Annotated in this window: 23 protein-coding genes; 12 read left to right on the forward strand and 11 right to left on the reverse strand. The window is 58.0% G+C overall.

Annotated elements, in window-relative coordinates:
* Positions 1 to 193 precede the first annotated feature (193 nt).
* Complete coding sequence (locus tag A5906_RS07290) at positions 194 to 1,810, forward strand: RNA-directed DNA polymerase (protein ID WP_080134568.1); 1,617 nt, start codon at positions 194 to 196, stop codon at positions 1,808 to 1,810.
* Positions 1,811 to 1,964: 154 nt separating this feature from the next.
* Here the strand turns inward: A5906_RS07290 and ku are convergent, their stop codons facing one another.
* Positions 1,965 to 2,888, reverse strand: a complete 924-nt coding sequence (gene ku, locus A5906_RS07295; protein ID WP_080134569.1) for a non-homologous end joining protein Ku — start codon at positions 2,886 to 2,888, stop codon at positions 1,965 to 1,967.
* A gap of 307 nt (positions 2,889 to 3,195) precedes the next feature.
* Positions 3,196 to 3,471, reverse strand: a complete 276-nt coding sequence (locus A5906_RS46115; protein ID WP_167523510.1) for a hypothetical protein — start codon at positions 3,469 to 3,471, stop codon at positions 3,196 to 3,198.
* 253 nt (positions 3,472 to 3,724) lie between these two features.
* Here A5906_RS46115 and A5906_RS07305 point away from each other — a divergent pair, with 253 nt between their 5' ends.
* Positions 3,725 to 3,988, forward strand: a complete 264-nt coding sequence (locus tag A5906_RS07305) for a hypothetical protein (RefSeq protein ID WP_080134571.1) — start codon at positions 3,725 to 3,727, stop codon at positions 3,986 to 3,988.
* Positions 3,989 to 4,111: 123 nt separating this feature from the next.
* Here the strand turns inward: A5906_RS07305 and A5906_RS07310 are convergent, their stop codons facing one another.
* The 7 genes from A5906_RS07310 to aspD all read right to left on the reverse strand — a co-directional run bounded on the left by A5906_RS07310 (position 4,112) and on the right by aspD (position 10,701).
* On the reverse strand, positions 4,112 to 4,411 hold the full coding sequence (locus A5906_RS07310) for a hypothetical protein (protein ID WP_136615035.1): 300 nt from the start codon (positions 4,409 to 4,411) through the stop codon (positions 4,112 to 4,114).
* Positions 4,412 to 4,531: 120 nt separating this feature from the next.
* Positions 4,532 to 5,185: a MarC family NAAT transporter gene (locus A5906_RS07315; protein WP_245326625.1), complete on the reverse strand. Its 654-nt coding sequence runs from the start codon at positions 5,183 to 5,185 to the stop codon at positions 4,532 to 4,534.
* Positions 5,186 to 5,211: 26 nt separating this feature from the next.
* Positions 5,212 to 5,721, reverse strand: a complete 510-nt coding sequence (locus A5906_RS07320; RefSeq protein WP_080134574.1) for a DUF1269 domain-containing protein — start codon at positions 5,719 to 5,721, stop codon at positions 5,212 to 5,214.
* Positions 5,722 to 5,859: 138 nt separating this feature from the next.
* Positions 5,860 to 6,336, reverse strand: coding sequence for a hypothetical protein (locus tag A5906_RS07325; protein ID WP_080134575.1), 477 nt, complete (start codon positions 6,334 to 6,336; stop codon positions 5,860 to 5,862).
* 193 nt (positions 6,337 to 6,529) lie between these two features.
* A complete protein-coding gene (locus A5906_RS07330) occupies positions 6,530 to 7,957 on the reverse strand; it encodes a cytochrome P450 (protein WP_080134576.1) in 1,428 nt (475 codons plus the stop codon).
* A 524-nt stretch (positions 7,958 to 8,481) separates the two neighbouring features.
* Complete coding sequence (locus A5906_RS07340; protein ID WP_136615036.1) at positions 8,482 to 8,979, reverse strand: hypothetical protein; 498 nt, start codon at positions 8,977 to 8,979, stop codon at positions 8,482 to 8,484.
* A 108-nt stretch (positions 8,980 to 9,087) separates the two neighbouring features.
* Positions 9,088 to 10,701: an aspartate 4-decarboxylase gene (aspD, locus tag A5906_RS07345; protein WP_080134579.1), complete on the reverse strand. Its 1,614-nt coding sequence runs from the start codon at positions 10,699 to 10,701 to the stop codon at positions 9,088 to 9,090.
* Positions 10,702 to 11,019: 318 nt separating this feature from the next.
* Between aspD and aspT (A5906_RS07350) the strand changes: the two genes are divergently transcribed.
* From aspT (A5906_RS07350) to A5906_RS07375, 6 genes are all read left to right on the forward strand, one after another.
* Positions 11,020 to 12,711: an aspartate-alanine antiporter gene (gene aspT / locus A5906_RS07350; RefSeq protein WP_080134580.1), complete on the forward strand. Its 1,692-nt coding sequence runs from the start codon at positions 11,020 to 11,022 to the stop codon at positions 12,709 to 12,711.
* A gap of 13 nt (positions 12,712 to 12,724) precedes the next feature.
* The gene (gene aspT / locus A5906_RS07355) at positions 12,725 to 14,419 is read left to right on the forward strand and encodes an aspartate-alanine antiporter (protein ID WP_080134581.1); all 1,695 of its coding nucleotides are present in this window, start codon (positions 12,725 to 12,727) and stop codon (positions 14,417 to 14,419) included.
* A gap of 1,545 nt (positions 14,420 to 15,964) precedes the next feature.
* Complete coding sequence (locus A5906_RS07365; RefSeq protein WP_167523521.1) at positions 15,965 to 16,468, forward strand: Spy/CpxP family protein refolding chaperone; 504 nt, start codon at positions 15,965 to 15,967, stop codon at positions 16,466 to 16,468.
* Between the two features lie 156 nt (positions 16,469 to 16,624).
* Positions 16,625 to 17,752 (forward strand): DUF3300 domain-containing protein (locus A5906_RS07370; RefSeq protein ID WP_245326626.1); only part of this gene is annotated, 1,128 nt, incomplete at its 3' end.
* Between the two features lie 193 nt (positions 17,753 to 17,945).
* Complete coding sequence (locus A5906_RS46120) at positions 17,946 to 18,206, forward strand: tail fiber domain-containing protein (protein WP_347337597.1); 261 nt, start codon at positions 17,946 to 17,948, stop codon at positions 18,204 to 18,206.
* A gap of 102 nt (positions 18,207 to 18,308) precedes the next feature.
* A complete protein-coding gene (locus tag A5906_RS07375) occupies positions 18,309 to 19,946 on the forward strand; it encodes an MFS transporter (protein ID WP_080134583.1) in 1,638 nt (545 codons plus the stop codon).
* A gap of 140 nt (positions 19,947 to 20,086) precedes the next feature.
* On the opposite strand, the gene A5906_RS07380 is transcribed toward A5906_RS07375, so the two are convergent.
* Positions 20,087 to 20,320 carry a hypothetical protein gene (locus tag A5906_RS07380; protein ID WP_080134584.1) on the reverse strand — a complete coding sequence of 78 codons (234 nt, stop codon included), beginning with the start codon at positions 20,318 to 20,320 and terminating at the stop codon, positions 20,087 to 20,089.
* Between the two features lie 857 nt (positions 20,321 to 21,177).
* Between A5906_RS07380 and A5906_RS07385 the strand changes: the two genes are divergently transcribed.
* On the forward strand, positions 21,178 to 21,858 hold the full coding sequence (locus A5906_RS07385) for a helix-turn-helix domain-containing protein (protein ID WP_080134585.1): 681 nt from the start codon (positions 21,178 to 21,180) through the stop codon (positions 21,856 to 21,858).
* Positions 21,859 to 21,976: 118 nt separating this feature from the next.
* Here the strand turns inward: A5906_RS07385 and A5906_RS07390 are convergent, their stop codons facing one another.
* Entirely contained in the window at positions 21,977 to 22,741 is a 765-nt protein-coding gene (locus A5906_RS07390) for an outer membrane protein (protein ID WP_080134586.1), read from the reverse strand.
* 1,178 nt (positions 22,742 to 23,919) lie between these two features.
* Between A5906_RS07390 and A5906_RS46125 the strand changes: the two genes are divergently transcribed.
* From A5906_RS46125 to A5906_RS07405, 3 genes are read left to right on the forward strand one after another with little or no spacing between them, the layout of a single operon-like run.
* Positions 23,920 to 25,416, forward strand: a complete 1,497-nt coding sequence (locus A5906_RS46125) for a GAF domain-containing protein (protein WP_347337591.1) — start codon at positions 23,920 to 23,922, stop codon at positions 25,414 to 25,416.
* 27 nt (positions 25,417 to 25,443) lie between these two features.
* A complete protein-coding gene (locus A5906_RS46130; protein ID WP_347337592.1) occupies positions 25,444 to 26,505 on the forward strand; it encodes an ATP-binding protein in 1,062 nt (353 codons plus the stop codon).
* Positions 26,502 to 26,891 (forward strand): response regulator, encoded by a 390-nt coding sequence (locus tag A5906_RS07405; RefSeq protein WP_080134588.1) that lies wholly within the window; start codon positions 26,502 to 26,504, stop codon positions 26,889 to 26,891. Before A5906_RS46130 ends, A5906_RS07405 begins: the two co-directional genes overlap by 4 nt.
* The last annotated feature ends 59 nt before the right edge of the window (positions 26,892 to 26,950 follow it).

The following is a 26,950-nucleotide window of genomic DNA, read 5'->3' on the forward strand; positions in this document are numbered from 1 at the left end:
GGGCGGGCCGACTGTCTTGGGTCAAAAGGTTAGCCGTTAGCAGGTCGAGTGGAGATGCTAGCCGTCCGACACGAGACATCACCCAAGCTCAATCGGTCTCTGTGAATAATCGGTAGAAATGTCCAGATCCTCGTCTTGCGACCGTGCGTTGTGGCATCGTGAACCCGACTGATTCGTAGAGAGATCGGCACACATGTCGCTCAAGGACGATTTATTGAGAAGGGGATATCTGCCTGAGAACCTTCCGCCCCCCTTCCACACTGAAGAGATTGCAAAATTTTTTTCAAGTAACCCATCAAGTTATCTGTGTGATCCTAAGCAGCCTTTGCGCGCTGCAGCATACAACGCGTCCAAGCGAGGCGAATCGCGTCGATCGTTCTCAGCTATACACCCGATCACCGCACACGATCTGGCCGAGTTTCTCCAGTTGCATGCCGCCGAACTCGACAAGCGCTTTCAGAATAATTCGGTGAGCCTTTCTGTGCCTCGACATACCCCAAGCGGCGAGCGAGCGCTCGAAATAGCCTCACATAACCAACTTGAGGTGGAACGCCTCGCGCGCCTATCGGGCTATCGATTCATTGCAAAAACCGACATATCGCGCTTTTATCATTCGATATACACCCACTCTGTGTCATGGGCTTTTCACGGAAAGGCCGCAGCTAAGAAGACAAGAAAGTTTGATGCCTCCGATGTATTTTTCAACCGATTGGACTTCACGCTGCGGCAAGGTCAAGACGGCCAGACCATAGGAATACCGGTCGGCCCAGATGCTTCACGATATGTAGCCGAGCTAATCTGCACAGCTATAGACGATGACTTCATCACGCGCGTTAAGCACGACGATATCAGCTTCATACGGCACGTAGACGATGTTTGGATTGGAGCTCAATCCCACTCGGACGTTGAGCGGGCGGTGTGGTTATACCGAAACTGCCTTCGAGAGTTTGAACTCGACATAAACGAAACTAAGACGCGCATCTACGGCGCAAACTTTCGATTTACCGATGCGTGGCCTTCGGATATCGCGAGCAGATTGGAGCTCGCGTTGGGAAGCGCCGAACATCGACGGGAGGAGCGACTTAGAGCGGCACTGGAATTTGCGTTCGACATGTCGGTTACCAGTGGCGACGACGGCATATTGAAGTACGCCATTCGCCAATTGGATCGGTCTGACCAGCAGTGGGACGAGTGGGGTACGTTGCAGCCGTTCCTTATGCGTGCAGCGATACATTTTGGGCACACGCTTGACTATGTCGTGCGTGTCTTAGTGTGGCGCAAACTTACTAAGGACGACCTAGACGATGAGCGATGGCGCAATATCATCCACGCGCTACTTGATCGGCATGGACGCCTTGGCAACGATAGCGAAGTTTGCTGGCTGATTTTCGCCGCGGAAGTCCTGCAAACCGGGATACCGGAAGCCATTGCACATACGATTATTAAGAACTGCGGAGCACTTTCTATTGTTGCGATAATGAATTCGTGGGCAAGTCAGAGCAAAGCAATCTGTGAGGCAGCCTTTGATTTAATCAGCTCTGAAAGCTCCGAAGGTCCAATGTGGCCAGTGTTTCTCGAATGGGCAGGCACAGGGTGGCATAGACACGGCGATGTGCAGAAGCTCATTCAGAGTGAGGCAATCAGACAAATGTCCCTAGCACCTGTTTACCTGTTCGATAGCAATAGGCTGACCAGGGTCTTCGCTGGGATCGAGGAGTCAAAGTTTGGTGATATACCGCGCGCCATTGAGTATCGGGTGAGCTCATACGATACGGAGGAGGAGGAAGACGAAGAGGATGACGCGACGTAACGCAAGTCCGCCGCCCTATGTCAACTTTGACGACTTGGTTGGTCCGACATAGGACGCATCAGCGCCCTACTGTGTCCGGTTAAGGCCTCGCGCAGTATCATCAGCTTTTTTGGCTTGCTGAAATAAACTTGCCCGTCCTTTAGCTGTTGCTGTTTTAGGCAGATCGGCGCCGCGGCTTCGCAGTTGTTGTCATCTTTGCCTGCTTCTTACCGGCGATTGGCATCAGCATTTCCTTCTGACCAGCCGCGGCCTTGCGCGGCTTCTTTTCCGACTTCTTCTTTGCTGTTGCGGCTTCGGACGGTGCTTCCTTTCCGACGCTGCGCCGTAGCGCCTCCATCAGATCGACGACGTTCTCTCCCTTCGGCCGCTCTTTCGGCCGGATCACCTTGCCGGCACGCTTCTGGTTGATCAGTTCGACCAGCGCGCTTTCGTAGTGGTCCTCAAACTTCTCAGGATCGAAATTGCCTGCCTTCTGGTTCACGATGTGCTTGGCAAGGTCGAGCATGTCTTTGGTGACTTTGACATCCTGTATCTCGTCGAAGTATTCCTGCTCGCTGCGGACCTCGTAGGGGTAACGCAGCAGCGTTCCGACGAGCCCCTTGTCCATGGCCTCGAGCGCGATGATGTGCTCGCGATTTGTCAAGACCACGCGGCCGATGGCGACCTTGTTCATTTCACGGATTGTCTCGCGGATCACCGCGAACGCATCGTGGCCGACCTTACCGTCAGGTCGCAGATAGTATGGGCGAATGAGATAACGCGGATCGATGTCAACCTTATCGACGAACTCGTCGATCTCGATTGTGCGCGTGGACTCCAGCGCGAGCTCTTCCAGCTCCTCCTTGGTAACCTCGATGAACTGGCCCTTCTCCAACTCATAGCCCTTCACGATGTCCTCGTTCGGCACCTCGTCACCCGTATCCGCGTCAACCTTGAGATACTTGATGCGGTGGCCCGTCTGCCGATTGAGCTGATTGAAGGAGATCTTCTCGGACTCGGATGTCGCCGGGTACAGCGCTACGGGGCAAGTCACGAGGGACAGACGCAGGAAGCCTTTCCAGTTGGCGCGGGGGGCCATGTACGCAGTACTCCGTTAGGGCGGCTCGGATTCAAGACGATTGAACGCCGCCAGTTCCGACAAGGTGGGCGTCAAAAAATTCGGCCAATCTCTTTGGTCGGACTCGACTTTTGTTCTCTTTATGTTCTAATTCGTTGTCATGAGCGATCGACCTGCGAGTTGGCGGATGCCCACCCCAAAACAGATGGAAAAGCTAGCGAGGTCGATGGGTAGCCGGGCCGCGCGAGAAAACGCCCCCGGTCCACAGGACGCTATGCCGGAGGAATATTGGCACGCCATCCTCGATGGTCTCCCGGCCAACGCCGACCTAGTGGGACGGAGTGCAGGGCTCCGCTTGTCCGAGCTCCCGCAGCACGTCCTGCGCGTTTCCTGCCGCAGATGCGAGCGCATTGTCGAGATCCAGAAGGCCGATGCCGTTCGCTTGTACGGGCAGCAGGCCGTTTGGAAGGAGGTCGGGCAACGGCTGCTGGACAACACGTGCCAAAACCGGACCGGCCGCTATGAAGAGGACGGCTGCTGGCCGTCCTTCGAGCCTGTCTGAATTGATCACCCGCATCCCGGATGGCGCCGAAGCATCACCCAACGCCGCTCTCCGGTGGCGACCGAAAGGCTTTGGGCAAGGAGCTGGGCAAGGCACGCGCACTACCGCTTCGGCGGATATGGCGTCCCGGTGGCTGCAAAATACTGAGTTTTTACTAGGACGTGAGCGAAGCCCCGGCTTGTCCGGGGCTTTTCTTTTTGCGCACGCCGTCCATTGATCTAGGTCATGATCTTCAAGTAGATCCGCGCTCCTCTCTAGATTCGGCGGCAGTTCGAGGCACAAGCGGAAGTCACCAATGTGGATCCTGATGTACGTCTTCTCTTATTCCATCAATCCGGCTGCAAGCAGCGACCGAGCGGAATGGCGACTCCTCCCCAATGTCGTATTTCAGGAATTCACGAGCGAAGAACGATGTCGGACGGCAAAGGGAGCCTTGGAGAACAGCCTGAAGGAAGCGGGAGCCAAGCTGAGGAGCGGCTTGGAGGACTTGAAGAGCATCGGCAAGGCTGACCCGACGCATGTCATCATCGCGTACAACGTAGAATGCCTTCAGAAATAGGTAGGGTCGCCTCTCATCTAGGTCGAAGTTTCGCACTCGCACATTTTTAGACCTAACAGCGGCTCCAACGAGGCCCTGCGAGCAAGCTTTATTGAGGCGCCCCTAGAGTACGCAGGCCCCGGTTCAGCTCGAAAGCACGCTGAATCCGATGCCCGTGACCAAACAGACGACATTATCTTCGTCCACTAGGACATCGCCGATTGTCATGGTCGTGTGCTGCAGTCCTTTGGCTTGAAGCAAATCGCGAGCTTCACCATTCGGCGACCAGTTTTCCGCTCTCATGCGATACAATGCGTTTTCCCTATCCTCCGCCTCGATATCCTTCAAATGAACGTGGGTGGCCGCGAGGTTATCGGGGTCAGGTGAGCTTCCAACCGTGTCGCGGAGAAATGATGGCTTCATATACCAAATCTGATATTTCATTTGAGTGCCTCCGTTTTCCCTCTTGCGCTATCAGCCTGTCCCGAATACGCGCCTCCTGTGGCAAGCTCGGCCTGCCACCACGTAGCGATCCCCGTGAACGGAGTTTTCGCTCTGGCCAATTCAGCCGACAACCAACTTCAAAGAGCTGACGACCTCTGCCACGCCGGTGATAATGATTTGGACGCCAACGCAAAGCAGAAGGAATGCCGACAATTTGGTTACAACACTCGTGCCTTCTTCCCCGATAAGTCGGGCCATTGCAGCCGATCTCTTATAGGCAACGTAGACCGTTAAACTCACCGCAAATGCGACAAGTAGCCACACGATGGATGAATAGACGATGCTATTCAGGTCATCCGAGCGGTTTGTCGTGCCGATCGCGATTGCCGTTGCGATCGTCCCAGGCCCCGCGGTCAGCGGTATCGTCAGCGGAAAGAAAGACATTCGTTTTATAGTGGCATAGTCAGCACCTGATCGCGGGTGGCCGCCAGGCGACGAGGGCATCGCGTGGAGCATCGTCCAGCCCGTCACAGCCACGATAAGTCCCCCTGCAATGCGAAGGGCGGGGACGGAGATACCGAAGAAGCGAAGAACAAGGTGCCCCGCGAATAGGGATCCCAACAATATAGCGAATGCATAGATCGCAACGCGCCCGGCGACTCGCGCGCGCTCGGACTCTGTGAGTCCCAAAGTCCGGTCATGGAAGACAAATGCCAAGCCAAACGGATTGATGATCGAAAATAGCGCACCAAATCCGAAGAGAAAATCGCTCAACCAACGAGATGAGAAAACGTCGATCACTAGGGCGGGGAAGAAACGGTTGCCTGTGCGCCGGCCAGAGCGGCCTGAAGCGCAGCTTCCTTGGTATGATCCAGCGACGTCTTCAAAACAGTTCCGCCCTCGCCTTTGAGACCTTCGAGAACCTTGTCGGCTGTGACCTTGCGTACCAGAACAAACAGCGCAGCAGATCCAGGTTGGATGGCCGCCGCAGTTTCCTTCATCCATTTGTCGTCGATCCCGATATCGGTGAGATATCCGCCGAGTGTTCCTGACGCGGCACCCAATGCAGCGCCTACCAATGGCATTAAGAAGATCAAGCCTATCAAAGCTCCCCAGAACGTTCCTGAGACCGCTCCTGTGGCCGTCGTGTTAATGAGCTGGTTCAGTTTGATGCGCCCCTGCGCATCCTTCACCGCGATCACAGCATCGCCTAGTTCGATAAGATACTCTTTTTGCATTGCCAGCAACTTCTGGCGGATTTCTTCGGCCTTTGCTTCCGTCGGGAACGCGATGACAACGAGGTCACTCATACCAAATCTCCAGCCTATTCTAAGAGCACGTCAGCCATTCACCACCGCGCCGCAGTTGACTTAGGTCAACGTTCGCAAATGAATTAGGGTCCGTGCAAGCGGGCCGCCGTCGGGGCTCAGCGGAAGCGCGGCGCGCCACTATTGTCCTTTTCCGAGCGCGCCGAAGATCTCGACCCAGGCCCGTTGCCACGGCCCCATGAGTTTGATCCACACCTCGATCGGGTTCGCTGACGAAGACATTCCCGGAAAGCTCGACAAGGAGTTCAATTTCGACAGAATCTGCGAGGACGATGCCGTGGGGCTTGGAGATTTTAGCTCTTCTTCCCAAGCCTCCATCGTCACATCCAACGTTTTGACTTGCAGCTCGACAACGCTTTTTAGCTGCGAGCGAGCGGCATCTACAACCTGGCCTGGCCATCCGAGGGCCTTCGTGGCCACCGCCATATGGTCAAGGACACGCTCGCCCTTGTTCCGATTAATTTCGACGATATCGTTTCGCCAATCAATCAGTTCCTTCAAGGCTTCATTGGCGCTATCAAGGGCTTCTGGTGTGAGTCCCGAGGCGGAAACCGGGTTGAACGCACGAGGCTTGGTCTCAAAGAAGGCCGCAGGCATGAGTTGCTCTCCTCAATTGCTCCTTGAACCACGAGCGCTCGCACACGCCGCGACGAATTCAGTTGATGCAGATCAAGCCTCGCCTCGCGACAAGAAGTTAGGGATCGGAACTCTCGCACGTGGTTCGCGATGACAAGCGACACCGGCACATGTTGCCGCTCGCGACATCCGCGCAGACTGATAGCCAAGACCCTTAAAGCGCTACATTTCCAACGCGCTCAGGCGGGTCCTGTAGATAACCGATGTTAGCAGCCGCTCCATCACGACGACGTATCCACATGGGCAAGCCCTTCGCCATTCGCAGCGTGATCCGCTGAACCGGCCAGACGTGGGCGTCCGCTGAGAGGCTCATATCAAAGTTGCGGATCAGGACGGCCAGGACAATGGTGGCTTCCTGCAGCGCGAAAGAAGATCCAATGCATGTCCGAGGACCGATACCGAACGGCAGATAGGTGAAGCGCGGAATGGTGGACCGCGCGTCCGGCAGGAAGCGCGAAGGGTCGAAAACATCGGGCCGGTCCCATATGGCCCTGTGCCGGTGGAGCACGTAAGGCGCGATCACGATCAGCGAGCGCCGCCCGACCTTGACGTCACCCAGCAGGTCGCTCTCAAGGGCAGAACGGCTCAGCGCTGCGATCGGTGGGTACAGGCGAAGCGCCTCCTCCACGACCGCTCTGGCTACGACAAGCCGATCGGCCAAGCCGTCCAGCGAAGAGAGCTCGCGCTCGGCCTCTTCGCGTGCGCGCGCGCGCCACTCGGGCGATTGTGAAAGCAGGAACAACGACCAGGTGAGCGTATTTGCCGTGGTCTCGTGACCGGCTGAAAGAAACGTCAGGATGTTCGAGCGGATCTCCGTCGAATCCAGCTGCAGGCCTGTCGACGGATCGAGCGCCTTCAGCAGGAGCGTCAGGAGATCGTCAGGAGCGTCTTCCCGGGCAAGCCGTTCGTGCCGCATCTGAACGATCCTGTCGATGATCCCCTCGAAATAGGCCATCGTGCGCCGCAGGCGCCCGTGGCCGGGACGCGGCACGAAGGTGGGCACCCCGAGCAGATCGAGCGCCCCGATGCGGCCGACCACGTCGAAGTAGGCGGTCATCGCCGCGCTGAATTCGTCGAGATCGCCGCCGATTCCGTCGGAGAAGATCGTCAGCGTGAGCACCCTCAGAGTGATCAGCGTCATCTCCGCAGCGACGTCTATCGTGGTTGCTCCCAGCTTCGACCATTTCGCCACCAGCTCGTCTGCTGCCGTCAGCATCGCTCTCGCGAACGAATTCACCGTCCGCCGCGCGAACAACGGGGCGAGCGCTCTGCGCTGGATCTCCCACCGCTCGCCCTCGACGCTGAGCAGTCCGTCGGCGAGGCCCGAGGAGAGAATCCGGCGCTGGATCGCGTCTTTCGGATAATTCTTCGCATTGTCCATCAGCACGCGCTTGATGGCTTTCGGCTCGTGAACCAGGAACGCGTCAAGGAAAGGAAGGCGAAGCCTGCAAACCGGGTCGCGGAAGAAGTCTTCGCTCCAGCACTCGAGCGGATTGCGCTTCAACCGGATCAGGATGTCGATAAGGCCCAGCCGGCTCTGTGGAGGAACCGGCGCGGGCGGGCTGTAATCGAGTTTGGCCATGCAGCATAGACGTCAATTTGAAAAACTAACCAGCATAAGTCTCCTACGATGTCTTCTGTCTCCCGATCTATCGATATCGAGCCAACCTTGATGAGACGATTCGCGCCGTCAGACACGAGCATAAGTCGTGGCCATGGAGCAGTCCCCAACGGTCGGTAACGACCCCTACGGCAGTTTGGAAACCGGAAAGCACACCAACGGGTTGGTTCTCCGCGCGCGTATGGTTGGTCGAAAACGGCCCTCTCATCCGAGAATTCGTCGTCCCCGACTGCGCTTGATAAGCCTATACAGACAAAGAAGGACAGTTGCTCCGACAATAACTCCTATTCCGAAGCCGTTCCACCCAACACTTGGACCAAGGTAAGCCGCGACGACCCCACCAGTAATTCCGAATGTCGTAATCAGGATAAATCCCGTTGGTTCGGGTTCTCGGAGCATTATCAGCTTCGCGACTACCCCCGCGATGCCTCCAATTACGATCATCCAAAAAATGTCCATCCCTTTGCTCCATTAAGAACAACACTCTATCGGACATCGTCCTCGCGCCGATGGCGTCTCACGCCGTACGCTTGATTGCTGAAAGCGGATGCCGACAGAGGCCTCCTAATGAAAAGAAAGGCTCGGTCAGCCACTTTGTGGCAACCATTGCACTGGGCGGTCATCTTATCAAATGACCGATCAAAATTTGCCTCATCTTTCGCTTTGATCGCCACGGAAACCGATTCTTTCAACTCCGCTGCATCCGCCAAGTCAGAGGTCGAGACGATTTTTGGATAGTAGCGGCCAGCTTCCTTGAGGCTACTGGAGAGCTGCTCAAGTTCGAACGCAGCCAAAGGCCAATTTCCGCGCTTAGCAGCGAAAAATAGTTTCGCGTGTCGAATTTGCATGATTACCATGAGATCGCCCAAACGCGTCACGTAGCTTGTTGCGTCTCGCTCGGCATTCTCCTCAGCTTCGGAAGCCGCAGTTATGACCAACAGCAGCAACGCCGCGGTCGTGAAGCGCTTTAACGGTTGGCGCATGGCCACTCGCAACTTAACCTGGCGCCGGGACCGGTATGGATCGTCAGAGCGATCAGCGGAGGCGCGGGCAATGCCTTTATCCTGACGCCGCCCGTGCCCGCGCTTTTATCAACTCCTCTTCGAGGCTTCATAAGCATCGCGATAGCCTCGCGCAATGGTGCGCACGCCCCGTCCAATATCGTCGTAGACATCGTCGGGCAGATTAGCCAGCGATACGCGGAGCGACCATTCGGGCGCGTCGAAGCCGCCTCCGTTGAGTAGTACGATGCCGTGGGCCTCAGCCAGTCGAAATGCGAGATCGAGCGGATGGACGTTCTTCTTCAGATAATCGACCGCCTCGTCGCCAATGTTCTTCCGCGCCCAGAATTCGAAGTCAATCAGGCCGTAATAAGCATCATAGTTAGGGTTGGGAGTTAGCTTGTCGGCAAGTCCAAGACCGTCGAGCAGCGACCACAGCCGCTTATTCACGATTTCCATGCAGGCGGCCTGATAGGCCTTTTTGGTGTCCATCATCTCCGAGAGCGAAAACAGGCTCATCATCACCTGCTGCGGCAGAGACAGACCCGCCGTGTGATTGAGCGCGACATCGCGACTGTCGGCGACAATGCGGTCGATGATCTTCAGCTTGCGCGGCTCCAGCGTTAACGGACCGTATCTTTTGTCCAGGGCCTTGACGGCGTCCTCGGGCAGCTTCGCGATCATCTTGTCGAAGATGTTGTCTTCATGAATCGCGATTGCTCCAAGCCTCCATCCCGTGCAGCCGAAATACTTGGAATAGGAATAGACGCCGATGGTGTTGTGCGGAAGCTCACCCAGCAGCGAGCGGAAGCCGTGGACGAACGTGCCGTAGACGTCATCGGTGAGCAGCATCAGATCGGGGCGCTTGGTCTTGACCAGCTTGCTCAGCTTGCCGATCGTCTCCGGGCTCACCCCCATCCCGCTGGGGTTGGCGGGATTGACGATGAAGAACGCCTTGATCTTCGGGTCCTCGAGCTTGGCGATCTCCTCGTCGGTGAACTGGAACTTATTCTCCTGCGGGGCCCTGATCTGCACGACCTTGAGGTCATAGTCCTCAAGATGTGTCATCTCAATATAGGGCGTGAAGATCGGAGTACCCAGCGCGATGGTATCGCCGGGAAGCAGCAGACGGTTGGCCTTTAGGGACTTGAAGAGGTAGCACATCGCGGCCGTGCCGCCCTCGACCGCGTAAATATCGAATTTGCCTGAGGGCCGCGGCTCGCCACACACGGCCCACATCAGGTATTCGTGCACGATCTTCTCATTGTGAACCAGCATGCGGTCCGGCACCGGGTAGTTGTCGCCGATGATGGAATCGACGAGCTCGTGGACAAAAGCATCCGGCTCGAAGCCGAACTTCTTAACCGCAAAGGGCAGCATTTCTGACAGAAAATTCGCGCCCGGCATGTCCGAGTGCTGGGCGAGCCAGGCCTCGTAGCGCGCGGCAATACCCTTGGACTGGGGCATGCCGCCGATCCCGGCGGGGTGGTCGATGACCCGCTTGCTTTCAGTGATGGCAAACTGTCCCAACAAGAAAAAGCCTTCTCGCGGCGTGGTGGCTACCCAGTTCGGATTGCCGCGGCCTGCATTGAGGAACGCCGACTGCGTCCGTTTTGACGTCGCCTTGGCGAGATTGATCAGCTCGTCCTTGATCTCGAACGGGCTCAGCGCCTCGAATTTCTTCAACGTCAAGATATCGGCCATGTGACACTCCCGAACGGTGTGATCTGTGGAAGCGAGGTAGAATAGGCGTCGCGCGTGCTCCGTCGCATTCAAGATGCGTGGTGGCCGATGACTACCTTTGATCTAGCTCAAGGGTCTTTGACTCCTCTGCCTTTCGCAACGCAGCGAAGTTATCGACGCGCTCGCCCCAAGACTAGCCATTGATATAAATCAACGTGTTCGGTGCAGCTCACCGCCTCATGTCGGACAATACGGCGACAGATCTCGTTGTCGGGATCTTCCCATCCGACGAAGCGCGGAGCGGGTTGGGCGCGTGCCGATGCATGTAGGGGTGACATCATGATCGACTGGTTCTTTCAGACGCTCAAGAGCTATCCGGAAATCGCGATCTTCATATCCTTGGCCCTCGGTTACTACTTTGGCTCCTTCACTTACAAAGGCCTCGGGCTCGGTGCCGTCACCGCAACGCTAATTGCCGCCGTGATCATCGGCCAGATCGGGATTACGATCACCGGCCCCCTCAAGCCGTTCTTCTTCCTGATGTTCCTGTTTGCCATCGGCTACGGGGTCGGACCGCAATTCGTGCGCGGCATCGCGCATGACGGTGTGCCCCAAGCGATTTTCGCGGCCGTCGTATGCGTGTTTTGCCTTCTCGCCCCGTATGTGGCGGCCAAGATCGCCGGTTATGACGTCGGTTCGGCTGCAGGTTTCTACGCCGGCTCACAAACGATCTCAGCATCGATGGGTCTGGCGACGGACGCCATCAATCGTCTCGGACTTTCCCCTGAAGACACCAAGAAGATTCTCGATGGCATGCCGGTCGCCTACGCGGTCACCTACATCTTCGGCACCGTTGGATCGGCGATCGTGCTTGCGCTGTTTGGTCCAGCCCTGCTCGGCATCGATCTTGAGACCGCATGCAAGAAATATGAAGAAGAGTACGGCGGCAAGAAGCAGTTGGGTGGTCCCGGCACCGCATGGCACCAGTTCGACGTCCGCGCGTTCCGCGTTCGCGAGCGCGGCCCGGTGGTCGGCAAGACGGTGCGAGAAGCCGAGGGACTACTCCCCGATCATCGCGTATTTATTTTGCGGATGCGCCAGGACGGGAAGGTGGTCGACGCCACCGCTGACGCTGTGATTCATGCGAATGACATCGTCGCCGTGGCGGGCCGGCGCGACGTGCTCGTCCAGCTGATCGGAGAGCAGGCTGAAGAAGTGGACGATCGCGAGCTGCTCGCCATGCCGATCGAAGGTGTCGACGTCTACGTGACCAGCAAGGACGCAGACGGCAAGACTCTAGACCAGCTTTCACAAAACCCGGCCTCGCGCGGCGTATTCCTTCGCAAGATCACGAGGGGGGCGATTGCGGTCGAAATTCCGATCCTGCCCAACACCAAGATCAACCGCGGCGACATCGTCACCATCGTCGGACGCACGCCCGATGTTGCGGCCGCCACTAAGATGCTGGGCCGCCCGGACAAGGCAACCGACGTAGCCGACGTTGCCTTCATCGGCGCCGCCATCGCCATCGGCGCGCTGATCGGCGCGATCGTCTACAAGATTGGTAGCGTGCCGCTGACGCTGTCCACCTCCGGCGGCGCTTTAATCTCTGGCCTTTTCTTCGGCTGGCTGCGCTCGGTGCGTCCGACCTTCGGGCGGATTCCCTCGCCAACCGTTTGGTTCATGAATTCGGTAGGTCTGAACGTCTTCATTGCCATTGTCGGCATCTCGTCTGGCCCGGGCTTTGTGGCAGGCCTAAAAGCGCTCGGCATCGGGTTATTCCTGTGGGGCATCGTGGCGACGACCGTGCCGCTGGTCCTGGCAATGTATGTCGGCAAATACCTGTTTCGCTTCCACGACGCCATCGTGCTCGGATGCTGCTCTGGCGCACGCACCACCACTGCTTCGCTCGGCATGGTCTGTGACCGTGCCAAAAGCCAGATTCCCGGATTGGGTTATACAGTCACATACGCAGTTGGGAACACGCTGCTGACGATCTGGGGAATGGTGCTTGTCATGTTGATGACGTAGCAAGGTCACCGCGATGCTGACCTGGCTGGAGCAGTTTCTCGTCCGTTATCCAGAGCTCGCGCTGTTTCTTGTGATTGCCGCGGGCTACTGGATCGGCAGCTTTAAGATCGGTACCTTCAGCCTCGGTCCCGTAACCGGAGCGCTGTTTGCCGGACTGGCGGTCGGGGACTTCGCGCACGTCCCCGTCTCGAGCATGACCAAGTCCTTTCTCTTCTTATTATTCTTGTTCGGCGTCGGCTATCTCGTTGGGCCGCAATTCTTGCAAACCATGAAGCGCGACGGGTTGAAGCCAGTACTGCTCGCCGTAATCGTCTGTTTGACAGGTCTGGCGATGGCGATTGTTGCTGCGAAGGTGCTGCGACTGGATCCCGGCTTCGCCGCGGGCCTCATGTCGGGCGCACTTTCCCAGAGCGCCGCGATGGGAACGGCCACCGACGCGATCAACGGATTGGCGATTTCCGAAGCTCAACGCGCCCTTTTCGTCTCCCACATCGCCGTAGCGGATGCGGTTACCTATATCTTCGGCTATGCCGGCGTCATTCTCTTTGTTACGCAGATTGCGCCTGCCCTCTTGAAAATCGATCTGCGTGCGGAGGCACTCAAGCTCGAGGAGGCGTTGGGCGTTGAGCGCACCAAGCCGGGACTGGCGTCCGCGTGGCGTAAATTCGAACTGCGCGCCTATCGTCTTGAAGAGGGCTCCGCGCTCGTCGGGATGACGGTCGCTGCTGCGGAGGCCCGCATTGCGGACCATCGGCTTTTCATTCATCGGATCCGTCGTGGCGAACAGCTTGTCGAGGCAAATTCCGGAACGGTCCTCGCCACTGGCGACCTAATCGCACTGTCCGCTCCGCGACAATTCATCGTCGAATGGATCGGCGCTCGCGCCGACGAAGTCGAGGACAGGGAGCTCCTTGACATTCCTCTGATCTCCGCCGACGTCATTCTAATCAATTCGAAGCTCGCCGGCATGACGCTGGAAGCTGCCTCCAAAGAGAGCTGGACCCGTAGTCTCTACCTGCGCTCGCTCAAGCGGGGAAGCCAGGAGATCCCCATTGGAGCCGGCGTTGTCCTGCAACGCGGTGACCTGCTGAAGATCGTCGGGCCCGAGCCGGTCGTGCAAAACGCTGCCAAGAGCATCGGTGCCATCGTTGCGCCGAGTACCAATATCGACTTTGTCGTGCTGGGCCTTGCGATCTTTTTCGGCGGGTTGTTTGGCGTTCTGCTGAGCTTCTCGGTCGGCGGGATCAACATATCTCTCAGCACGAGCGTTGGCACATTACTGGCTGGGCTCTTTGTCGGCGCCCTCCGCACGCGTTTTCCGCTGTTCGGTCAAATTCCCGATGGCGCCATCAGCCTGATGACCTCCCTGGGGTTGGCGGCTTTCGTCGGGCTGACCGGCATCCATGCAGGGCCGATCTTCCTTTCAGCCTTGCGAGAATCGGGCGTCGGCCTACTGCTCGGCGGCATGGCCGTGACCCTGGTGCCGCAAATCGTTGGACTATGCGTTGGCCATTTCCTCTTGCGGATGAACCCAATCCTTCTGCTTGGGGGGTTGACCGGATCGCAAACGGTAACGGCCGCGATGGCGGCCCTTCAAGAGCGCTCAGGAAGCCCCGTGCCCGTGCTCGGCTATACGCCGGCCTATCCCATCGCCAACATCCTGCTCACGACCTGGGGCTCGGTCATGGTCCTTGTGTTCGCGGCCTGAGCCGCAGTCGTCAGTTTGTTATGCACTCTAGCTGGATGTGTAGAAATCGCGCAAATGAGGAATCCCATTAATCAATATCTGGCAGCGTGGCTCGCCTGGAACCTTGTTGTTGCACTCGCGGTGATCCTCCTATTGGTCTTCCATCAAATCTGAAGCCATCAAGTCGCGAGAACAGGCAGCAGGACCTGTATTGTGGCGAATACGTTTCGGAAGCCAGAGAACGCGTTTAAAAGAAGCAACGCTGATGCGGGATGTGGCTGGCCAGGCTTAACATTTGTTACGCTCTCCGCTTCTGCGAACTGAAAGAAAATCAGAATGCGCCGCGATGTAGTGCTGAGGGCGCGTCGATCGCGGCCCCGCGGCCCGCAGGATCGGGAGGGGCCGCTCTTCCGGCAATATTCCCAGAGCTATCAAGCAAGTCCTCCCGGGCCCTGCGCATGAGACCTACGCGTTTCAGATCGCCCCGCTTTTTACTGCAGCGCTGTGTCGGCGTTGTTATTGCAGTTCTCCGTCATCTTCATTCCAAATGGGATAGGGTTGGTAGAGCGCCGACGATATTTCATGCTCGACGCGCTAAGTTGTTCCGAACGAAGAGCGCTCTATTTTAAGTCGTGGAACTCGATTGCTTGATTTGCGTCAAATGCGCTCGTTCTCCGGAGCGCTGGTTGAGCCGAGCAGCCCGTCGTTAATGGAAAAGACGGGACGACACGCGATGGAGAACTCCTATGATTCAACGTGGGCTGATCGGCTTTGCCGCGACCGTTCTCATATTGGCTTGCCTTGCTCCTGATGACGCATTCGCCCGGCGCGGCGGCGGCTATCGCGCCGGCGGATATCACGGAGGCGGCGCTCATGTTCGGGGTGGTGCAGTTCACGCCGGACGTGTCGGAGTCGCCGGACGCGGATACGGCTACAGACCAATCCCCGGCAGGCCAGTCGCGCGAGCAGCAGTGCGACGAGGCGCATACCGTACGGCTTACAGAGGCGCGGCGTATCGCGGCGCAGCCTATGGCGCTGCCGCTGTTGGCGCAGCAGCGGCAGGGGCCGCCTACTACAACGGTTACTACAATCGTTGCTACTACGACGCCTATGGTCAGTGGGTTTGCCCGCCATACCAATACTGATCAAAGTGTGGGGCGGCCTTAGCCAGGCCGCCTCATAGGCTTGATTGTTAGCATGAGTCCATCGAGAAGCGCCTTCATGAGCAAGCATTGTTCTAATTGGTTTAGTTGCATTCGCTTCGATACGTGTAGTCGCGTTCGCGGTTGTCGAAGCAAGAGAGCACTTACCAAAGCAACACCTGACTGAGGAAACAAAGTCGCTAGTATCTATGTCGAGCGCCGCGCTGGCGACGGTCGGTGCTCTCGTGTCGGGCCTTCTGATCTCCAACGAACTCCGCATTCACGCGCCGCCGAACAATCGTGTTGAATGAATGCGACTGTCGCCGGTTTCTCCATTTATCTCAAGGTTAGTTGACGTAAATCAAACTGCGATCGGTTCGCACGCGTCCATTCCAGTCGGGGGTACAGCCTTAGGGAGTTTGCAATGACGAAAACGACAGCCATCGCAGTGCTTGCCTTTTTGCTGGCAACCTCGCCTCTCGTCCGCGCGGCAGAGACGCCACCGACGGCGGGATCTGGCGGCCCTAGCGCGGCCGACTTAAAAAGCCTGACGGATATGCGCGTCGGGATCATCAAGGCTGCCCTTCAATTGACGACCGATCAGGAAAAATATTGGCCAGCCGTTGAGGACGCGATCCGCAACCGAGCGATGAACAGACAGGCCCGTTTGCAGCGCTTAGTCGAATTGCACGACGACGCCGTGGACCCCCTCAAGGACAGCAATCCGGTCGAATTGATGCGACGCAGAGCGGATCGGCTTATTCAGCGAGGCGACGATTTAAAGAAGCTCGCTGCAGCCTGGGAGCCCCTCTACAAAACATTGAGCGACGACCAAAAGAGACGAATGTCCTTTGCATCTTATGTTGTCATGCGCGGAATGCGCGACGCCATCGAGCATAGTCTCGAGACTGAAGACGACGACGACTAACCGCTGACTAAAGTTCCACGCCCAAAGCGGTTTGCCGATTGGGTTCCTGCGCTCATGATGCGCGCGTTCGCCTTTCTCCTTCGCGCGCATTCCTTGATCTACGTCAAACGCAGACATCGCCCGGCGATCTCGTCTGTAAGGAAGGAGGACCAGCGCATGAAGTTAGTGAGCAGAATGGTCGTCATGGGAGCGTTCCTTGCATCGCTCAGCATCGGCTTGCCAGCATTGGCGCAAACGGCAGATCAGCCCCCTCAGGCGCCGAGTTCAGCGTCCGCACCAATTGCCGACCAAGGAGCTCTCAAGCCCGCGGAGCTTGAAGCCCTGGTTGCTCCGATCGCCTTATATCCAGACACGCTGCTGTCGAACGTGCTCATGGCATCCACCTATCCGCTCGAGGTGGTGCACGCAGCGCGCTGGCTGACCCAGAACAAGGACCTGAAGGAAGATGCCCTCAAGACTGCGGCCGAGAAGCAGGAATGGGATGCGAGCGTCAAGGCTCTGATCGCGACACCCTCGGTCCTGCAGATGATGAACGAGCATCTCGAATGGACGCAGAAGCTCGGCGAGGCATTTTTGGCGCAACAGCAGGACGTCATGGATGCAGTGCAACGGCTGCGCTCGAAGGCTTACGACCGCAAGAAGCTGGTGACGACGAATGAGCAGAAGGTAACCGTCAGAGAAGACCAGAACCGGCAATTCATTTATATCGAGCCGGCAGCTCCCGACAGCATCTATGTTCCCTATTACGAGCCTCAGGTCGTGTTCGGCGATTGGCCTTACTCCGACTATCCGGCATACCCCTACTATTGGGGTTACCCCGGCTACATCGGAGCTGGCTTGATCGCGACGGGCGTGGCGTTCGGTGCTGCTTACGCACTCGGACGATGGGCAACGGGCGGTTATTGGGGAAGTGGCGGATGGTGGGGCGGCAGTCGCGTCAACTGGGGCGGCGGAGCGATCGACATCAACCGCGGGGCTCACGTCGAGCACTGGCGCCACGACACAAGGCACCGCCAAGGTGCACGCTATAACAACTCCAATCTTCAGCAGAGATTTGGCAACGCCAATCGCCCGCAAGGCGGGCGGCAAGGATTGGGAAATGCCAATCGTCCGAATGCAGGCGATCGCGCGCAGCGCGGGGACCGCTCGCAACGCGCCGACCGCGGCCGTGCGGCAAACCGGCAGGCGGCAGTTAACAGAGGTGCCGGCAATCGACAGGCCCGCAATCGCTCCAGCGCCGGCCGACACGCGCGCTCGGGGAATCGCGTTGCGCATCGCGGCGGGNCCCGCCGCTGGCCGCGGGGGAGCCGCAAGATTCGCGGGAGGCGGACACCGTGCAGCAGCATTCCGGGGTGGCGGTGGCGGCCGGAGTTTTCACGGAGGCGGCGGTGGAGGGTTCCGCGGGGGCGGTGGTCGTGGCGGCGGGGGCCGAGGTGGCGGCGGGCGCCGGTCGGACATCAACTTGAAGCACGACGTTGTGCTTCTCGGTCGGCTCGACAATGGTCTCGGCTATTACCGCTTTGCGTACAATGGCAGCGATAAGGCCTACGTCGGAGTGATCGCGCAAGAAGTGCAGGAAGTCAGACCGGATGCAGTTACACGCGGCGAAGACGGCTACCTGCGCGTCTACTATGAACGGCTCGGCCTCACGTTCACGTCATATGAGAGTTGGGCCCGCGGTGGAGGCGTCATACCCAGATCCGCCGGCTCACCACCAGCGGGGAGAAGTCATCTATAGGCATTGAGATGTGAGACCGGCCCGACACCTGCGCTTTGATTTCCGGGCCGGTCAGCAGCCCTGTGGTTCACAAGCACCGACCACCAGTAGCGGGAATTCTGGATGTCCTCTCAAAATGAAGTCGCCGCGAACGCTCCTGACTTCGCGGCGTCCTCATCCGTCTGGGCGCCTTTCGCCAGCCGGGCATTCGTCTGGCTGTGGCTCGCCAACGCGGTATCTGCGCTAGGAACCTGGATCCAGAACGCCGCCAGCGCGTGGATCATGACGGATCTGGCGCCGAGCCCAATGATGGTCAGCTTGGTGCAGACGGCGGCTCAGCTTCCTGTGCTGCTTCTCGCCCTGCCCGCCGGAGCCATTGCCGATTTGATGGACCGCAAGCGCCTGCTGATCGTTACGAACATCTTGATGTTGGTGGCTTCCGCCATCCTCGCGATCGTCGCAGCCGTGGGGCGCGTCGATCCTGCAATGCTGTTGGCGCTGACCGTCCTACTCGCTGTAGGCGCCGCATTGAATAACCCGGCGTGGGCCGCATCCGTGCCACTGACCGTGCCGCGCCGGTCACTGGCGCAGGCACTCGTTCTGAATTCGGTCGGGTTCAATATCGCCCGAGCCATCGGCCCTGCCATGGGCGGCTTGATACTAGCCGTTCTCGGCGCAGCTGCGGCTTTCTCTGCAAACGCAGCTTCTTTTGCTTTCGTTGCTCTCGTGGTCGGGGTGTTTCTGACGTTCCCGAGAACTCAAGCGACGAAGAACGTCCCGCCCGAGCCGTTCGGGTCGGCCATGCGCATCGGCCTCGCCTATGCACTCGCCGAGCCGGTGGTGCGTAGCACGCTCATCCGATCAGCGGCGTTCTTCGGCTGCGCGAGCGCGATCTGGGCACTGTTACCATTGTATGTCCGTGAAGTGCTTGGACTGTCTTCCGCATCTTTCGGCTTGATGATGGGCGTCATCGGCACCGGCGCGGTGCTGGGCGGCTTGATGATGCCTGCGCTGAATAGGTTGTTTCCACGCAACAACCTGATCCTTTTGGCCGGTGCTTGTTGCGGCCTTTCACTAGTCCCTCTTGCTCTTGTCCCAACTGCCACGATCGCCTACATCGCGCTGTTCGTGTTCGGCATGGGCTGGATCGTCGGCGCCTCGAACCTGCAGGCAACGGTACAATTGGCAGCGGCGCCGTGGGTTCGAGCTCGCGCGCTGGCGCTGTACCAAGCGGTCTTCAACGGCGGCATGGGCTTGGGAGCCATCTTTTGGGGCTGGCTTGGTGATCGTGCCGGTCTGACAGAAACGATCCTGATAGCCGGGCTCGCTGGTGGTGCCATTGCGATCCTCACGCGGGCGATCCATCTGCCGCCTGAGATCGACGATCCGTCGGCCGCGGCGATAACCGATCCGCCTTCGTTATCGATTGCCGAAGAGATAAGACCGCTTCTGCACAGCTCTCGGCATAGACTGCGTGCTGCTGTGAGTTACCGCATTGATCCGTCTGATGTCCCGCCGTTTCGCGCCGCCATGACAGACGTTCGACTTTCTCGATATCGCGACGGCGCAGTCGGCTGGGCCTTATCGCGTGATGTCAGTGACCCGACGCATTGGGTGGAGACATTTGTCATCCGTGATTGGCATGAGCTGCAACGAGGAATAGATCGCCTCAATTTTGCAGATAGCGAGGCCGTAGCTCGTGCGCGCTCCTACCATCGCGGTCAGCATCTTCCCCGCGTGACCTTACTGCTGCAAGAGTAGACGGCGATGAAAGGCCATGCGGCGCGTTCGGCGACGTCTTCGACTTGGTGTAGCGCATCACAGTTCAGCAGGTCTGGTTGAAGAACGCCTGCTACGGCGCGTGGTCGTAAGCGCTTCGCGGCGACCCTGCCCGCACTGGCTTACAGCGGCAGTTGTCCCTGATCCTCGGTCCAGTCAATGATCTCGAAGTACATGCCCCGGTTCAGCATTTCCGCTTCGAGGTTAGCGGCGTGTTCTTTCCAGTCGCGCGTTTCGCGAACGCGGAAACGAGGTTTGTCCCCGGCGGCCTTCTGCGCATTGTCAGACGCCAATGCTGCTCGAATGCTCTCGTACATCATGGTGAGGCTGTCGTTCGTGAATGCGCGATAATCCATTCACAACCCCGAAAAAAAGGCCGCCGCCGGGTTGAGATCAGCGACGGCTCCACTGGGTGAGTTTTCGATGATTATTGCGCTAGCCGAGATCCATGATGATCGTGCGCGGTTAATGGCGGTTTAAGCATCTACAATTCGAGCGGCACTTGAAGGGCAAGACTGAGCCATGGGATGTACCAGAAGACAATTGCTCGTGCCCGCGTGATCCAGGTCACTAGGCGGGCGCGGATGGGTCCGCCCCCGCGCCTCGATGACGGTCCCGGCCCCCCAACTCAGCCCCCCAAGTCCGGGACCGTCGTTCTGGATATCGCAATTGCTCAAGTGGATCGTCAATCGAACAACGTCCTTTGCTAGTTCCTTGCTCGTCACCCCTGGAGGGAGGCGCGCGGCGCTCGCTTGCCCGCGTTGCGCACGCGAAGCTTCACGCGAGAACGTCAAGCGCGGACGATCTCTGGGATGCACACATTTGACCTGTGAGGGGTGCGGCAAGAGCAGTGACATTGCAGGCTGGCGGCTGCAAGGATTGTCAGGCCGAGGCTCCGGGCCGCTTATCGACTGAAAATTCTAGAGGCCGAAGACGAGCAGGGAGAATAGGACGGTCGAAAAAACGCCTAACCCCACGATGCTAACCTTGAAGATGATGTCCACCATCATGGCACCCCCGTCTTCCACGATTAGACGGTAATGCATTATGGGCTCGGTGTGATGTGCAGTTTGTGCCAGAGGACATCCCCTCGGACGGCCTAGAGAATTGATGCGACGTTGTTGACCTTCAACATGACGGAAGACTAACCTCAGCTAAGGTTACGCCACGGGCGCTCCACCCTTGGCGCACTCACTCCTAGTGGGGGGCGCCCATGTTAGTCCGAACAACAGAGGCGGCGCGTCGCGCCAATCTGCTCAGAGATTTCGGGATCACCAGCAGCACAGATCACGCTGTCAGCCTGAATGAGTTCACATACAAAAAGGGTACTGAGATATTTGGTGAGAAAGAGCCTGCCAAATATATTTACCAAGTCAAACTCGGTGCCGTGCGGACGCACAAGTTGCTCTCGGATGGGCGACGGCAGATCGGCGCATTTCATTTGATCGGAGACATTTTCGGCCTGGAGAACGCTGCTCTGCATCGGTTCACCGCTGAGGCCGTGGTGGAAACTACTGTTCGCCTGATCCTGCGAACGACCCTTGAACATCTCGCCGAGTCTGATGCAGTTGTAGCGCGCAACCTGCGAACGATGACCACATCAAACTTGCAGCACGTTGAAGACCACCTGCTCCTGCTCGGGCGCAAGACCGCCATGGAGCGCGTGGCCGCGTTTCTGCACGACATGAGCGTTCGCTCGACAGCGGCAGGTGTGATGTCGCTGCCGATGTCGCGCCGCGACATCGCCGACTATTTGGGATTGACCATAGAGACCGTATCCCGCGCGATCTCCCAACTCCATGCTGATGGCGTGATAAGTTTCCGCAGCAACACGCAGCGCGATATCGTTGTGCTCGACCATGACCGGCTGACGGCCTTGGATAAGCCTAATTGACGTTCAGGAAAGGACGCGCTGTGAGAGGCTCGCCATTCGCCTCAGGCGACAGCTCGGCGCGCGATAGATACTAAAAAGCCCCGGCGAGCCGGAGCTTTTGTTTGCGCAGCACCGCTAATCAGTAGCGAGCGGCGATCGGAGCTCCGTAGCCGCCAAAGCGATAGTTCAGCCGAACCGTGACCATGTCCACGTCCTGGCTCACTCGGTCGCTCAGCAGAGTAACGCCACCGGGCGTGACAAGACCTGCACCTGCAAAGGTGCGAGTGTCGTTGCCCATCCAGAGATGGTCATATTCAACACCGAGCGACCAGTTCGGCGTGAAGCCGTACTCCCAGCCGACTCCCAGTGCACCGCCCCATCGGGTGTGACTTGCAGAGTCCAAACCGACGCCAGTGACATTGTTAAAGACGTCAAGCCGACTATGCGTCACAGCAGCGCCGCCCTTCACGTAGAGCAGCGACGCATTCCATGCCCAGCCCAGCTGAGCCGTGAACAGGCCAATGCCATCAGTCTTGCCTGTGGTCGAAATCAGCGGATCAACCAAGGTCACCCGCGTGTTCTTGATGTCGGCCCAATCGCCTTGCGCCTCTAACCCGAGCACGAACTGATTGGTCTGCCACCGGTAGCCAATTTGACCGCCCGCGAGGCCGCCCGAGCGCGTCGCACAACCCCCAGCGACGGTTCCCGCCGGTGTCACGAAATCAACGCATCCACGGCTTTGGCCCCATCCGCCGTTGGCGCCGATGTAGAAACCAGTCCAGTCGTAGACCGGGGATACCATCGGCGGCGGTGCTTTGGTGTAAGGCCGTGCAGCCAAGTCAGCGGCCGACGCGGGCGCAGACACGGCAATTACTCCGGCCGCGATTGTCAGAAGCTTTTTCATTACGAGCAATCTCCCCACAAGTTCGGATACGTACGAATGCCCACCTGCCGAATCCACGCTATGTTTTTCGCCTGACGGTTGCTGTAGTTACGGAGCAACACTGCGCTCATTTGTTTGGCGGAGATTCTTAATTCCGATTAAGAGGTTATGCACGTCGTCGTGCATATCTGTTTGACGCGGCGGCTGGACTTGAATAGGAACCGAGGAAACGCAGCGGCGATGCAGATCCGGCAAAAGCCACGACTTTGATTCAGATCAAAGGCGGCAAGACGCCAGTGCGGCTGAATTCAGCCTCGTAGACCCCAAACTACGAACGCGACCCGATAAGGCCGCCGGCTTCCCAAGGCTGGCGGCCTTCTTTTTAAAGGTCAGCAGTTGCGCAATGCCCGAGAGGTCAGCCAGACCAGAGAGACTTACCGTCACGCCTGCAATACGTCAGGCGATGGTGGCGACAAATGACCAAAAAGTTTTTCGTGTTTCCGGGCCGAATGGAAGCTTTTGGAAGTGCGAGCGCGATCGTGTTTCGGCGCGCATACTTTGTAAACTGATCGCGAACCGTCTCATCGAGGAAGAACCGAACACGGCTGTCACGACATCCGCGCTCACCACGATCAGAATGCGTGTGAGCAAGGCTGGCTTCGAGTTCTTGAAGGACGATTAAACACATGTGGAGCGCGAGGCTATCGAGAGGGTGACGACTTACTCCTCGGACTGGAAGCGCAAGCGAATGCGAGGTAGTGTAAAACCATGCCCGTTGGGTGCCTGTCTATGACGGCCCTTAATACAAGCTGATCGAGCGACGGCTCGGGCGATCCGCCGCGGCTCGCCGCTCGGTCGTATGCTTAAGGAAGAGTACGAGAACGGCGGCATGCCTTACGGGGTGTAGTCGTGCTGACGGGCTCGCTTCTTTCGGCAAAGAAGCGAGGGCATGTGCGGGAGGTCCTGGTCTTGGCTGACGCAACTCGGAACACGACGGTGACCGCTTCCGAAAGATGCCCCACCAATGGCGTGCTGGCTGCTAAGGGCAGGCTATGACCCAATTGCGATATCGAAATCCTCTTATCGTTTAGCCAAAACAGGCTGAAGCCGCTGGCGTTGACGCCGCTGGGATGGAATAATCGCTCTATACAGGCGATGATTTTAGCCGGCCGGATTGAACGGCACATGGATTTGAGTGAATGACCGCGCCTCCTCTGGACGCCGTGGCCGACCTCCACAAGCTGGTTGCCGATCTCGAGCAACGGCTTGCTTCCAGCATCGCAGCGCATGATGCGGCAAAAGCCGAAAATGCTTGTCTGCGCGACGAACTCGCCAATTTGCAGGAGAGGCAGAATGCCAGTGCCGACATCCTCCGCACCATTGCCAGTGCCTCCGGTGATGCCGAAAGCGGACTTCAGCAGATCGCCGAAACTACCGCGCGCCTCTTCCATGGTGCGAGCGTTGCTATTCAGATCGCCGCAGGCAACGAGTGGGGTCTTTCAGTCGGTTTCGGCGCCGGTATCGAGCGCATCACCGCATTGGTACCGGAGGAGCAGCGCCGCCCAGGAGGCCGAAACCTCCCCGCGGTAGTCTTCCGTGAGAATCGACAAATACATATTCCCGATATCGATAATATCGATGCGGATATGGCCGACTGGCCCGTGACATTGGCCCGTACGGTTGGCATCCGAACCGTGGCCGGTACGCCATTACGGCGCGACGGCAAAGCGATCGGAGCACTCGTCGTCCAACGCGATCGGCTCGAACCCTTCACCGCAGACGAACTGGTGCTGCAACAAAGCTTCGCCGACCAAGCCGTGATCGCAATAGAGAATGCGCGGCTGTTCAACAAAACGAAGGAGGCGTTAGAGCGGCAAACCGCTACAGCCGAAGTTCTTGAGGTTATCTCGTCCTCGCCCGGCGATCTGAAACCGGTATTTGAGCAGATGCTGGCCAAAGCCATGCGCCTGTGCGAGGCGGACTGCGGCTTCATCTACCAGATGGAGCAAGGCGCAATGCGGGCAGTTGCCGAAGCGGGTGTTCCAGCGGCCTTTGCTGAATACCGACGGCAGAACTTGCATACCGGAGGCGCGGCAACTCCGGCTGACTTAGTGCGCGCAACCAAGAAGCCGGCGCACGTCCATAATGCTCAGGAAAGCGAAGCCTACCTCAGCGGTAATCCCAATGCAGTCGCCGGTGTAAATTTGGGTGGCGCGCGCACAGTGTTGTATGTGCCGATGATTAAGAGCGAAGACATCGTCGGTGTAATCAACGTCTACCGGCAGGAGGTTAGGCCATTTACCGATGAGCAAATATCGCTGCTTGAGAGCTTCGCGAGCCAGGCCGTCGTTGCGATCGAAAATGCACGACTTTTCAACGAGACCAGGCAAGCACTGGAGCAGCAGACTGCGACATCGGAGGTGCTCAGCATAATCAGCCGCTCAGGTGGGGATCTGGCGCCGGTCTTTGATGCCATACTTGGAAAGGCGATGCAGCTTTGCGACGCGAATTTCGGAGTGCTCAACACCTACGATGGGCATCGTTTCCATACCGCGGCTACCTTCGGCTTGCCTCCAGCTTACGATGAGTACCGCAGGAAGCAGCCACTTGACTACGGTCCCGACACCGCTCCGGCGCGCTTGTTGAAAGGCGAACGTTCCGTAGTCATCGCTGACCTCGCCAAATCCAAAGCTTAAGTCGAAGGTGAACCTAATCGCCGCGCCTTGGTTGAGCTGGGTGGCGCGCAGTGTGTATTAGCGGTTCCCTTGCTGAAAGACGGCAGCGTGGCTGGGAATGTCATGATCTTCCGACAGGAGAATAGCCCCTTTACTGAGAAGCAAACAGCCTTACTAGAACAGTTCGCCGCGCAGGCGGTCATTGCCATCGAGAATACACGGCTTCTCAGCGAACTGCGTCAGCGTACCGCCGATCTGTCGAGATCGTTGGATGAGCTGCGAACAGCGCAAGACCGCCTAGTGCAAACAGAAAAACTTGCTTCTCTCGGTCAACTTACCGCCGGAATCGCCCACGAGATCAAGAATCCTCTCAATTTCGTCAATAATTTTGCTGCGCTCTCGGCGGAATTGACAGCCGAACTCAAGGAGGCCCTGGCTCTGGCTCCTCTCGACCATAAGGTTCGCAGCGAGATTGACGAACTTACGTTGATGCTGAAGTCAAACCTCGAAAAGGTGGTACAGCACGGCGAGCGCGCCGATTCGATCGTCAAGAACATGCTGCTGCACTCGCGAGAAGGCTCAGGAGAGCACCGGCCGACCGATATTAATGCACTGGTCGAAGAGAGCCTCAACCTAGCCTATCATGGCGCGCGTGCCGAGAAACCGCAGTTCAATGTGACCTTGCAGCGCGACTTCGATCCGCAGGCCGGAATGGTCGAGGTGTTTCCTCAGGAAATCACCCGCGTTCTGCTCAACTTGATCTCGAACGGGTTTTATGCGGTGGCCAGTCGTTCGGCCGTTAATTGCCGTGGCGACTTCGAACCCCTGGTCATTGCCCGCACACACGCAAACGAGGACCAAGTCGAAATCCGAATTCGCGACAATGGCACCGGTATCCCACCGGAAGTGAAGGAAAAGATTTTCAATCCATTCTTCACGACCAAACCGGCCGGCGAAGGTACAGGCCTCGGCCTGTCGATGGCCCATGACATCATCGTCAAACAGCATGGTGGCCGAATTGAAGTCACAAGCGAGCCGCAGAAGTTTACTGAGTTCGTGGTCATCTTGCCGCGTCACGGAAGCATTAGCCGATCTGGAGGAGCGTCGTGAGCACCTACATCGTTGTCGTAGACGACGAGCCCGATGTTGAGAGCATGTTCCGGCAGCAATTCCGCCGCGACCTGCGGGCGGGGCGGTTTCTCATGGAATTTGCCCTGTCTGCTCCTGCGGCTCTTGAGCAGGTGAAGGCGATACCGGACCCGTCACTAATTCTGATCCTGTCGGACATCAACATGCCAGGCATGAGCGGGCTTGAAATGCTTCCAAAGGTAAAAGAAGCACGTCCCAACGTGCCCGTCATCATGATTACCGCTTATGGAGACGATGCAACCGTGAAGCGCGCAAGAGAACTTGGCGCTGCTGGATTGCTATCCAAGCCGATCGATTTTGGACTATTGCGTCAGGAAATTGATCAACGGCTGGAGATGACTGCATAATCTACTAATGGCTCAAACGCGACGTCACGCCGCATCTGAGGCGGGTCCGCTCATTGCAG

Source organism: Bradyrhizobium sacchari (assembly GCF_002068095.1).
Classification (GTDB): Bacteria; Pseudomonadota; Alphaproteobacteria; order Rhizobiales; family Xanthobacteraceae; genus Bradyrhizobium; species Bradyrhizobium sacchari.